This is a genomic window from uncultured Pseudoalteromonas sp. (genome assembly GCF_963922945.1).
Taxonomy (GTDB): domain Bacteria; phylum Pseudomonadota; class Gammaproteobacteria; order Enterobacterales; family Alteromonadaceae; genus Pseudoalteromonas.
This window is the reverse complement of record NZ_CAWUKC010000005.1, coordinates 35,296-46,851: the sequence shown is the minus strand read 5'-3', so window position 1 is coordinate 46,851 and position 11,556 is coordinate 35,296. Positions and strand designations below refer to the sequence as shown.

Sequence of the window (11,556 nt, the reverse complement as noted above, 5' to 3'; positions counted from 1 at the left end):
TTATGGCACGTCGTATTATGTTAATACCCGTATCTACCGGTGTTGGTTTAACATCGGTTTCGGTTGGTTTAGTACGAGCACTTGAGCAAAAAACAGTTAAAGTTAATTTTTTCAAGCCAATCGCACAGCCTCGTACCGGCGAAACAGGCCCTGAAAAATCAACGCAAATAATTATGCAAGGCTCATCTATCAAGCCGCCTACCCCATTTGCTTTAAACTATGCAGAGCAAATGATTGGTGATGGTAAAGGCGATGATTTACTCGAAGAAATAGTTGAAAGATTTGAAAGTAAAATCAACGATGACGAAGTCGCTATTATTGAAGGCATGGTCCCTACCCGCCGCCAACCTTATGCTGGGCGCGTTAACCGTGAAATAGCTCAAACACTCGGTGCTGATATTGTTTTTGTATTAACCCCAGGTAATTACACTATTACGCAAATTGAAGACCGTTTAGAAATTGCTGCTGGCTATTATGGTGGTATTGATCACCCACGTGTTTTAGGCTGTATTTTTAATAAAGTAAATGCCCCGCTTGATGAAGAAGGTCGTGCTCGTGCTGATTTGGTTGATTCATTTAAACCAGATGAGCTTGATAATGAACTAAATCGTTTAGCTTCTTTGCCAATTTTTAGAAAAAACCCGTTTATGCTGTTGGGTGCTATTCCGTGGGACTTTGATTTAGTTGCACCTCGCGTAAAAGATTTAAGCGCGTATTTAAAAGCCACAATAATTAACGAAGGCGACATGCTGCACCGTCGCTTGCGCCGTATTACGTTTTGTGCACGTACTGTATCAAATATTCTGAACCATTTTACACCTGGCGCACTTTTAGTTACCCCTGGGGATCGATCTGACATTCTAGTTGCGGCATGTTTATCAGCCATGAATGGCACTAAAATCGGTGCTATTTTACTTACTGGTGGTTTTGAACCAGAGCCACGTATCATGGCGCTGTGTGAGCAAGCAATGCAAACAGGCTTACCTATTTTAGCCACAGAGGCCGATACATGGCGTACATCACTCCTACTGCATAATTTTAATATGGAAGTACCTAGTGATGATGACCAACGCATTGAAAAAGTGAAAGATCACAACGCAGAGTATATCGATTCTGATTGGCTTGATTCGCTTGCACAAAATGTTGGCAAAACACGTAAGCTTTCACCACCAGCATTTAGGTACTTACTGACCGATAAAGCCCGTAAAGCAGCTAAAACAGTGGTGCTGCCTGAGGGAAATGAGCCGCGTACTATTAAAGCCGCCGCTATTTGTGGCCAACGTGGTATAGCAAAAACTGTATTACTTGGCGATCACGATGAAATCATGCGCATTGCTGAACAACAAGGTATTGAGCTTAACGAGCATGTCACTATTGTAGAGCCAAAAACAGTGATTAACGACTATATTGCACCTATGGTCGAAATTCGTAAGAGTAAAGGTTTAACTGAGGTAGTAGCACAAGAACAATTACAAGATAATGTCGTACTTGGCACTATGATGCTTGAACAAGGAAAGGTCGACGGCCTGGTATCTGGCGCTGTTAACACCACTGCAAATACAATTCGCCCACCGCTACAGCTAATTAAAACCGCTCCAGGGTCGTCACTTGTATCGTCTGTGTTTTTTATGCTGCTTCCTGACCAAGTACTGGTGTATGGTGACTGCGCGATTAACCCCGACCCTAATGCAGAGCAATTGGCCGATATTGCCATTCAATCAGCTGATTCAGCTGCCGCATTTGGCATAGAGCCGCGTGTCGCCATGATAAGCTACAGCACAGGGACCTCTGGCTCGGGTGCCGATGTTGAAAAAGTGCGTGAAGCCACAAAAATTGCTCAACAAAAACGCCCAGACTTAATTATTGACGGCCCATTACAATACGACGCTGCCATTATGGAAAATGTTGCGCTTAAAAAGGCGCCAAATAGTCCAGTAGCCGGTAAAGCAACGGTATTTATTTTCCCTGACTTAAATACCGGTAATACCACTTACAAAGCCGTACAGCGTAGCGCCGAATTGATCAGTATCGGACCTATGCTTCAAGGTATGCGTAAGCCTGTTAACGATCTAAGTCGCGGTGCACTTGTAGATGACATAGTGTACACCATTGCCCTTACCGCTATTCAAGCAGCCCAAGTTGATGCGGCCAAAAACGCATAAACTAAAACAGTGTTATTTATAGCCTAGCTAATATTTATTTATAAATTATATAGTTAGGCTATTTATACCTACCAATTCCCATACTTATCCACAGAAATTGTGGGTAAGTTTTAAACCTTAAACTAAACTTCTACCAACACATCCATTTAGTCGTCATTACACCTTTAATTTAAATTCAATAATCTATACTATTAAGCTATCAATAAGCTGTATCGCAGGCGTTTAATGTCAAAACAAACATTACAATTACACAACACGCTTTTATCCGTTCACAGCTTAGAAGTTGACTCTCAAATACCTCCATCATTATTACAGCAGCCTTTATTTTTTATTTCGAAAACTCATGATGAGTTATCAATTGTGTGCCCCAGTGAGTTCGAAATTAAAAGTTTAGATACAGAGCCAGGCTGGCAAGCTTTAGAGGTCGTTGGCCCCTTAGGGTTTTCGCTTACAGGGATTATGGCTAATATATCTGGGGTATTAGCTAAGGCTAATATCTCTATTTTTTCTATTTCAACGTACGATACAGACTATATTTTGGTAAAAAGACACACTGCGCAGCAAGCCGTCACTGCACTTAAAAACGATGGTTATAATGTGGTAGTAGATCAGTAAATGAACACAACAAAAATCGAGTATTTAGCGCTAAATAAATTACCTGCAAGTGCATTAAAAATCACAAGTCCATTTAGTGGCAAAATCATTGATTTAGATTTGCACCCTGAGCCTTTTTTTAAGTTCTCGACATTGGGACCCACTCTACTTGTAGCGCTTAGCAGCCATAAAATTTTGGCTCCTTTTGATGGGACTTTGATACAGGTTAAAAATGCAGGAAGTGAGTTTATTGTGCAAGCAAACAATGGTCTAAAAGTACTTATTAACCTCTCACTATCAGCGCAACAAGAGATTAAACACACCCATATTGCACAGCTAAACGGTAGTAAAATAATTAAAGGCCAACTACTTGCTTACTTTGATTTACGCGAATTGCAATCGCCTTTACTAGCGAGCCTAGTGCTTTTAAACGGCCACAACCTTGGCACTTTTCATTACTCACACACGCAAGTAAATGCGGGTGTAGATCCTCTTTTAACTATTATTAAGAAGAATTAAACCTATGATCACTCTTTACGGCATTAGTAATTGCGACACGATTAAAAAAGCTAAAAAATACTTAGCTGACAATAATATAGACTTTACCTTTCATGATTACCGAAAAGACGGTGTAAACGAGCAGCTAGTAAGCGAATTCGCTGAGCATATTGATTGGGAATCGTTAGTAAATAAACGTGGTACAACTTACCGCGCCCTATCTGATGAGCAAAAGCAAAATCTAAGTAAAGAGACTGCAATTGCCCTGCTCGTTGAGCAACCAGCAATGATCAAGCGACCTGTACTTGTTAATAACAGCGGCTATCATTTAGGATTTAAAGCGGCGCAATACGATGAGATATTTAAATAATGACAAATGATGTAATAGCATTAGCGCAAGCGCTTATCCAACGCGAGTCGGTTACCCCTGAAGATGCGGGTTGCCAACAAATGATGAACGAACGCTTAAAAGCCTTAGGCTTTAATATTGAGTCGTTATTTTTTACCGATACACTCAATACTTGGGCCCGAAAAGGTAACGAGTCGCCACACTTTTGCTTTGCAGGGCATACCGATGTAGTTCCTACAGGCCCTGAACAAAACTGGCAACATCCTCCGTTTTCAGGCTTAGTTAAAGAGGGGCTATTGCATGGACGTGGCGCCGCTGATATGAAAGGCTCCTTGGCTGCGATGCTTATAGCTACTGAGCGTTTTGTTTCTAAACATCCTGATCATAAAGGCTCGATTTCATTTTTAATTACCTCTGATGAAGAAGGTCCCTTCATTAACGGTACAACCAAAGTAATAGACACGCTGGAAGCGCGCGGTGAAAAAATTGACATGTGCTTAGTCGGCGAGCCGTCATCACGTGATGTACTAGGCGATGTTGTAAAAAATGGCCGTCGAGGCTCCCTCACTGGCTTTTTAAAAGTCAAAGGTGTGCAAGGCCATGTAGCTTATCCGCATTTAGCGCAAAACCCAATTCATTTGGCTGCACCGGCCATTACTGAACTTAGTCAAACCGTGTGGGACAACGGCAATAAATTTTTCCCTGCTACCAGCTTTCAAGTATCTAATATTAATGGCGGGACAGGTGCTGGCAACGTGATCCCTGGTGAGCTTGAGGTACAATTTAATTTTAGATTTAGCACTGAAGTGACCCACCAGCAACTACAAGAACGTGTAAATACTATTTTGCGAAAACACGATTTAAATTACGAATTAAGCTGGATAGTCAACGGTTTGCCTTTCATTACTGAACACGGACCTTTAGTCGATGCCACTGTAAGCGCTATAAAATCGGTTACTGGTATAACAACTAACTTAGAGACAACAGGTGGCACCTCCGATGGGCGCTTCATAGCGCAAACGGGCGCAAAAGTGATTGAGCTTGGCCCACGTAACGCCACGATCCATAAAGTGGACGAATGTGTAAGCACTGATGATCTAATTGCCCTTACAGATATCTACGAGCAAATTTTGGAGCAATTGTTAACTTAATGACATTAGATTCACGCACACCAACAAAGTGTATCACTGGGCACAGTGATACACACCTCACAGCGATTCAAGCACATCGTTTACATACCCATATTATTGATGATTTTTTAGCATTACAAAAAGGGGCTAAACGTGCCGGTTTTGAGCTGACTATTGCCTCTAGTTTTCGTGATTTTGATCGCCAAGCACTGATATGGAATAACAAATTCTCAGGACAACGCCCCGTATTAAATAAACAGCAAAAGGCTGTTGATTTAACACAACTTAGCGACTTAGAAAAATGTATAGCTATAATGCTTTACTCTGCTCTACCAGGTGCTAGTCGCCACCATTTAGGTACTGACCTGGATGTGTTTGATAGCGCTGCTATTAGCGATGACTATAAACTGCAACTAACCCCTGATGAATATCAGCAAGGAGGGCCATTTGCACCGCTTAGCCAGTGGCTTGATGATAACTTAACTAATTATGGGTTTTATCGGCCTTACAAACAGGATTTAGGGGGGGTAGCGCCAGAGCTTTGGCATATAAGTCATATTGAGCAATCACATAAATTAGTAAACGAATTGAGTGAAGCGGTTCTTTATGAATGCATAAGCAACAGCAACTTACTGGGTAAGTCGGCTATTTTAGGTAACTTACCAATACTCTATAAGCGCTTTATAACTAATGTAAGCCCACCTTAAACGGGCTTATTTTTTATTTAAAATAAACACTAAAACAGCACCTAAAATTATTGAACTTGCGATTAAAAACTCAAGAGTCAATTGTTCAGATAAAAATATGACCCCTGCAAACGCTGCAAGTACAGGCACACATAACTGCACCACCGCCGCTTGCGTGCTTTTTAACAAAGGCATAGCTACATACCAAATACTGTATCCAACTCCTGAGGCAATAGCCCCTGAGGCACCTGCTAATAATACACCTTCAATACTTAGTGATTTTAAGTGTGTCATCCCCACAATTACGAGAATAGGTAACGCAACTAAGCTTCTAATAAAATTAAATGTTGTGGTTCGTAGTGGCGATATACATACCTTCCCGCGAATACTATAAACACCCCAAGCAATACCGCTTATTGCCATAAGCGATGCACCAAATAGTGAGGGTACAGCGGCAGAAGGTAACATTAAATACACAAACCCAGCTAAAGCTAAAACAAAAGCCCCCCACTGAACCTTACTCAATTGCTCTTTTTTATAAATTCCCCAGCCTATCATGGTTAGTTGTACGGCCGAAAATAAAATAAGTGCGCCTGTGCCCGTATCAAGCTCAACATAGGCTATAGAAAAACACAGTGCATATACCAACAAACTTATACTGCTTCGCCAGCTCCCTTTATCGCTTAAAATCGCATCATCGAGCATCGCTTTACGCTTAAGGTTTTGCGTGTATAAAAACATAATTAATCCTAAACACACTGCGCCACTTAATAACCTTACAACAGTAAAATTCCACGCATCAATATACCCATGAGCTAGCGCCATACGACAAAGTAAGGAGTTTGCAGCAAAGGCAATTAATGCCAATAGAGTGTATAAAGTGGCTTTCAAAATTGCTCCTTATCTAACCATTTCAATGAGGTGATTTAAATTAGCCTGTTTAGCATCATGGCTGCATTTAAACAGCTGTGCTAGTAAGGTGTAAAGTAAGACCCTTGTATTTATTATACTTTTTACTAATGCGTTATATCTATACTTACTGCTAAAGCGCTGAGCTATTGCCTTTAGAAACTCATATTCACAAACTATTCATTCTAATTTGCCTACCTTGAACACAGTATGCAGATAAATAAAAAACACGATTTAACTCTTATGTACCTAAATACCTAATGGGATTCTACGTTTTTTTACACTATTTCACACAAACCAAAAACCAGAGTATGTTAACCTTTAAAACCTAACTATATAGGAGTGCTCAGTGCGCCAAAGTATAATTTTAAGTATTTGTTTTATATTAAGTGGATGCAGCACCATAGGCTTTAATGATTTATTTAATGACTATGCAAGTCAAATGACGCCTGTAAGAAGCGCAATTCAAAATAACGATATTAAAAAAGCTCAAACACTTACAGCTAACAATAGTAAGTTACACAGTAGTTATTTACTTAATCAATTAGAGCAAGCCCGTTTAAAAGACCTTGCTAACGAGCAAACACTTTCACAACAACAATATGAAAACGTATACAGCAAAGTGCAAACAGAGCGAGAAGCAGCAAAAATTCAATTAAGTGCAGGGCTTGAGCAAAGCAATGCCCTTTTTACTAACGACTCTGCTATTACTTATGTACCGCCAGCGTATGAAATGAGCATGCTGCATAGCTATAAAGCACTTAATTATGTATACAACAGTGATTTAGAAGGCGCCTTAGTTGAAATACGCCGAGCTAACAAAGTCCAAGTTGATGCGCTTGCTGATAATCAAACACAAATAAACGACGCTATAGAGCAAGCCCAACAACATTACCCAAGTATGAGTAACGTAACGCGCGGGGTTAAAAATGGCTTTCAAAATGCATTTACGTTTTATTTATCAGCGTTGCTGTACCAAAGCGATAAACAATATGATGATGCTTACATTGACTATAAAAAAGCACTAGAGATTCAACCTGACAATCACTACCTGCAACAAGATGTAATGCGTTTAGCTAAAAAACAAGGCTTTAACCAAGATTTAGAAGAGTTTGAGCGTCGCTTTAGTCCTTTAAAGCCACTACCCGCTCAACACGGTGAAGTCGTTATCTTGGTTGAACAAGGCTTAGTGCCCAAACAAGATGAATTTAAATTACGTTTGCCTATTTATACTTCTCGGGGTGATGCGCGTTTTTATAGCTTAGCAATGCCTGTTTATAAAGATAATGCCTATATCTCTACCTTAAATGCCATAAATATAGGTGCGCAAAATTTACAGCTCAACCCACTTGTGCACATTGAGGCACTAGCGGCTAAAACATTAGAGCAACAAATACCGGCTCGGGTATCTCGACAAGTATTACGTTTAGTAGCCAAAGAAAAAGTGCGCGCAGAGCTTGCTCGTAGTACAGGCAATGTAGGTAATATTATTGCAAATATTTATAATTTAGCGTCGGAGCAGGCCGATACACGTAGCTGGCTTACACTGCCTAATCAAATAAGTGTGGCACGTAGCAACTTAAATGCAGGTTCCCACACACTTTTAGTAGGTAACCATGCGCCTATTAATTTTACCGTTAGTAAGCAAGGGTTAACTTTAATTTACCTAACCTCTATTAATAACTATTTTAACTACCATGTGGTTCAACTTTAGGAGTCATCATGAAATATACTTTGCCATTAGTAGCTGCATTAATGCTGGGTGCATGTGCAAGCCAACCTGATACATCAGGTATTTCGGTTGAGCAAAGCAAAGACACATTTAACGAGCAGTTACATGTTGATAATCCTGCTCTGGGTGAAAAACTTGCCATTACCGATGTTAAAACACGCCAAACTAACCAGTTGACCGATGTAGTAGTAACACTAAGCAGTCAATATAAAAAGTCGCAGTATTTACAATATAAATTTAACTGGTACGACAAAGACGGGTTTGTAATTAAAGGAAACCATTCACCTTGGCAAGCCTTAACACTGTTTGGTTTTTCTAAAACACAATTACCCGGCTTAGCGCCAACACCAAATGCGGTTACCTTTTCGCTTGCTGTTAGAGAAGTGTCAACCGACGCACAAGAATTTAAAGAATAAGGGTTAAAAAAATGATCACTACGCAATTTAAAACGTTATCTAGTTACGCTGTTATTAGCCTAAGTGCACTCATATTAAGCGGTTGCGCTAATAAAGCAGTAGTTAGTTATGGCGATGCGCAAGCAGTAGAAACAACCGATATTAACTTTGGCTCAACGGACCTACAAAAAGTAGCCAGCCAAATGACCGACTCACTCCTTAGCTCGCCAGTGGTAGGCACAATGACGCAAAACAAACGCCCTGTGGTATTTGTTGAACGCATTAAAAATAAAACCAGCGAGCACATAGACACTGAATCTATTACCGACTCTATCTCTACTCAACTTTTGCGCAGCGGTAAGTTTCGTTTTGTTGATATGACCCGTGTTGAATCCGTGCGCGAGCAGCTTAATTTTCAAAACGAAGATGCCCTTGTAAACCCTGCAACTGCCGTTGCCTTTGGTAAACAAATTGGTGCACAGTACATGTTGTACGGCAACCTTTCGAGCATTGTTAAGTCAAACGCTGATAAGTCTGATGTGTATTACAAATTTACCATGCGCTTAATGGATATGGAAAGCGGCCTAGTAGAATGGGCAGATGAGACAGAAATTCGTAAAACGAAAGAAAAATCGACATTTGGTTGGTAATTAATTGCCATATACCTACTTAAACTAATACGTATATGGCAACCAACAGGAGGTTATTATGAAAACTATAACGCTTTTAATGTGCACTTTACTTATATTTAGTGCACCCAGTTTTGCAAACTATGAGCGAAACAAAGCCGTGCCTGTGCAGCAGGTCTTATTTGGTGATGTTAAATCTGTACGTAAAATTACCGAACAAGAGCTTGTACAAGACAAAAACAATGGCTGGAAAACCTTTGGCGGCGCCCTGCTTGGTGGTGTTGTAGGTAATCAGTTTGGTGGTGGGAGCGGTCGTACCGTTGCTACTATTTTGGGCTCAGTTATTGGCGGAAGCGTTGCCCACAATAATCAGCAAAAAAGCTATTACAAGCAAACCCACTTAGTAGAGTTATTGATTGAGGTAGAAAATGGCGATCAATACATGGTGGTGCAAGAGCAAGACCAGTCAATGCGCTTTAGCAAAGGTGATAATGTACGCCTAGTGTATTTGAGTGATAATACTGTAAGAGTTGACCGCGCATACTGATAGTATTTATTCATATTGGCATTAAAAAAACGAGCTATTGCAGCTCGTTTTTTGTTTACGGGCAAGGATCACGTTTGCCTGTAATCCTTAAAAAAGCGCTGCATTTTTAACATTGCACTCGATAAATCGTCTTTGTTAGGTAAAAACACTAATCTAAAGTGATCAGGCTCTGGCCAATTAAATGCTCGCCCATGCACTAATAATATTTTTTCTGCTTTGAGTAAATCAAACATCATTTTTTCATCATCTATGACATTAAAATGAGCCGTGTCTACTTTAGCAAATGCATACAGCGCCCCTTTGGGTTTTTTACAGCTAATCCCCTCAATGGCATTTAATCCACGCCACGCAATATCTCGTTGCACATATAAACGCCCACCGGGGTCAATTAAGCTATCTATTGATTGCACGCCACCTAATGCTTGTTGTATTGCATACTGTGCAGGCACATTAGCGCACAAACGCATAGACGATAAAATATCTAGGCCTTTTCGTAAGTCTTCCATAGCCGAGGTACGCCCGCTGAGAACCATCCAGCCCATTCTAATACCCGCCGCACGGTAGGTTTTAGCTAAACCATTAAAGGTAATAATCGGCACATCATCACATAGTGCACCAATTGAGCTGTGTGTAATGCCATCGTATAAAATCTTCTCGTAAATTTCATCGCTGAGTAATAAAAGTTTATGCTCGCGCGCTACATCAATTAGCTCTTTTAGCAAATCATCGCTATATACTGCCCCTGTAGGGTTATTAGGGTTGATCAGAACAAGCGCTTTTGTTTTTGTGGTTATTTTACTTTTTATATCAGCAATGTCCGGAAACCAATCTTGCTCTTCGTCACATAAATAATGCACAGGGTTACCCCCTGCTAACTTAACTGATGCAGTCCACAGTGGGTAATCTGGGGCAGGAATGAGTACTTCATCATCGTTATTTAATAACGCTTGGGTGATCATTTGAATCAGCTCGCTCACCCCATTACCAATATAAATATTATCAACATCAAGGTTATGTAAACCCCGTTGCTGATAATGTTGATAAACCGCCACACGGGCCGAATAAAGACCTTTAGAGTCACAGTAGCCCTGGGCTGAATACAAATTACGGATAATGTCTCGGTGCATATCTTCTGGCATATCAAAGCCAAATGCTGCAGGGTTGCCGATGTTGAGCTTAAGTACTTTTTGGCCTTCGTCTTCCATTTTTTTGGCTTGGGCTAAAACCGGTCCACGAATGTCGTAACATACACCTTCTAATTTGTGACTCTTTTTAATATCTGACATTTTTACCTCTTTGGGGCGAACTGGCTTAATGAAACAAAATATTTAACTAGAGGCGGATGTTTTTAATGCGGGGTATAGCCTAATGGCTCGGTTTAAAGTGATCGTTGCCCAAGGTGCCTTGGGCAACGTACTAGTAACTTTACTGTAGAGTGACTAAACACGCCCTAGTTAGGTTTAGACTACCTCAGTAAAGATATAAAATGCCAGTCTAATTAATTGCTTAATACTGAAATAAATTCACGTTCATAAAAAATTAAAAAAATTATGACCACGCACGCAATTGAGCTTGTGAACCATTTACTTGCGCCATTAAACCCGTTGATGCCTCAATAGCTTGCTCTAGTTTATCTTCGCTAAGGTTTAGTTCAATTTGACGGGCTACCTCAGACAAACTTGTCGCGCCAAATTGCGCAGCATTCGATTTTAAACTATGGGCATGACGAATCGCCGCCTCTTTATCACTACCTATGGTTGCAAGAACTTCATTACCAAGGCGCTCAAATTCACTACAGCAAAACTCAAGCGTGTCTTTAAATTGTTCGCCAAGTAACGATTGCATGCTGTCTAAGGCTGCCTCATCTATTTGTATTTCTGTCATATATAAGCCCTTTTAAACATTCCGTGTCATTTTATAATTAA

Annotated in this window: 13 protein-coding genes; 10 read left to right on the top strand and 3 right to left on the bottom strand. The window is 40.4% G+C overall.

Annotated features, from left to right (window positions below; translation table 11 throughout):
- Positions 1 to 2 precede the first annotated feature (2 nt).
- From pta to AABI99_RS02060, 6 genes are all read left to right on the top strand, one after another.
- Positions 3 to 2,162 carry a phosphate acetyltransferase gene (gene pta / locus AABI99_RS02085; protein ID WP_338363017.1) on the top strand — a complete coding sequence of 720 codons (2,160 nt, stop codon included), beginning with the start codon at positions 3 to 5 and terminating at the stop codon, positions 2,160 to 2,162.
- Positions 2,163 to 2,387: 225 nt separating this feature from the next.
- Positions 2,388 to 2,777, top strand: coding sequence for an ACT domain-containing protein (locus tag AABI99_RS02080; protein ID WP_338363016.1), 390 nt, complete (start codon positions 2,388 to 2,390; stop codon positions 2,775 to 2,777).
- On the top strand, positions 2,778 to 3,275 hold the full coding sequence (locus tag AABI99_RS02075) for a PTS glucose transporter subunit IIA (protein ID WP_338363015.1): 498 nt from the start codon (positions 2,778 to 2,780) through the stop codon (positions 3,273 to 3,275).
- A gap of 4 nt (positions 3,276 to 3,279) precedes the next feature.
- Positions 3,280 to 3,624, top strand: coding sequence for an ArsC family reductase (locus AABI99_RS02070; RefSeq protein ID WP_338363014.1), 345 nt, complete (start codon positions 3,280 to 3,282; stop codon positions 3,622 to 3,624).
- Positions 3,624 to 4,754, top strand: coding sequence for a succinyl-diaminopimelate desuccinylase (dapE, locus tag AABI99_RS02065; protein ID WP_338363013.1), 1,131 nt, complete (start codon positions 3,624 to 3,626; stop codon positions 4,752 to 4,754). The genes AABI99_RS02070 and dapE overlap by 1 nt, the downstream gene beginning before the upstream one ends.
- Entirely contained in the window at positions 4,754 to 5,440 is a 687-nt protein-coding gene (locus AABI99_RS02060) for a M15 family metallopeptidase (RefSeq protein WP_338363012.1), read from the top strand. Before dapE ends, AABI99_RS02060 begins: the two co-directional genes overlap by 1 nt.
- Before the next feature lie 6 nt (positions 5,441 to 5,446).
- Here the strand turns inward: AABI99_RS02060 and AABI99_RS02055 are convergent, their stop codons facing one another.
- Positions 5,447 to 6,310 carry a DMT family transporter gene (locus tag AABI99_RS02055; RefSeq protein ID WP_338363011.1) on the bottom strand — a complete coding sequence of 288 codons (864 nt, stop codon included), beginning with the start codon at positions 6,308 to 6,310 and terminating at the stop codon, positions 5,447 to 5,449.
- A 367-nt stretch (positions 6,311 to 6,677) separates the two neighbouring features.
- On the opposite strand from AABI99_RS02055, the gene AABI99_RS02050 reads away from it, so the two are divergent.
- Genes AABI99_RS02050 through AABI99_RS02035 form a run of 4 tightly spaced genes read left to right on the top strand, consistent with a single transcriptional unit; the run spans position 6,678 to position 9,631 of the window.
- Positions 6,678 to 8,042 (top strand): adenine DNA methylase, encoded by a 1,365-nt coding sequence (locus AABI99_RS02050; RefSeq protein WP_338363010.1) that lies wholly within the window; start codon positions 6,678 to 6,680, stop codon positions 8,040 to 8,042.
- An 8-nt stretch (positions 8,043 to 8,050) separates the two neighbouring features.
- Entirely contained in the window at positions 8,051 to 8,476 is a 426-nt protein-coding gene (locus AABI99_RS02045) for a YcfL family protein (RefSeq protein ID WP_338363009.1), read from the top strand.
- An 11-nt stretch (positions 8,477 to 8,487) separates the two neighbouring features.
- Positions 8,488 to 9,105, top strand: a complete 618-nt coding sequence (gene lpoB, locus AABI99_RS02040) for a penicillin-binding protein activator LpoB (protein ID WP_338363007.1) — start codon at positions 8,488 to 8,490, stop codon at positions 9,103 to 9,105.
- Positions 9,106 to 9,163: 58 nt separating this feature from the next.
- Positions 9,164 to 9,631 carry a glycine zipper 2TM domain-containing protein gene (locus tag AABI99_RS02035; protein WP_338363005.1) on the top strand — a complete coding sequence of 156 codons (468 nt, stop codon included), beginning with the start codon at positions 9,164 to 9,166 and terminating at the stop codon, positions 9,629 to 9,631.
- 68 nt (positions 9,632 to 9,699) lie between these two features.
- Here the strand turns inward: AABI99_RS02035 and AABI99_RS02030 are convergent, their stop codons facing one another.
- Together AABI99_RS02030 and AABI99_RS02025 are read right to left on the bottom strand one after the other, a co-directional pair.
- Positions 9,700 to 10,917 carry a pyridoxal phosphate-dependent aminotransferase gene (locus AABI99_RS02030; RefSeq protein ID WP_338363003.1) on the bottom strand — a complete coding sequence of 406 codons (1,218 nt, stop codon included), beginning with the start codon at positions 10,915 to 10,917 and terminating at the stop codon, positions 9,700 to 9,702.
- Between the two features lie 262 nt (positions 10,918 to 11,179).
- Entirely contained in the window at positions 11,180 to 11,515 is a 336-nt protein-coding gene (locus tag AABI99_RS02025) for an Hpt domain-containing protein (RefSeq protein ID WP_338363001.1), read from the bottom strand.
- Positions 11,516 to 11,556: the final 41 nt, after the last annotated feature.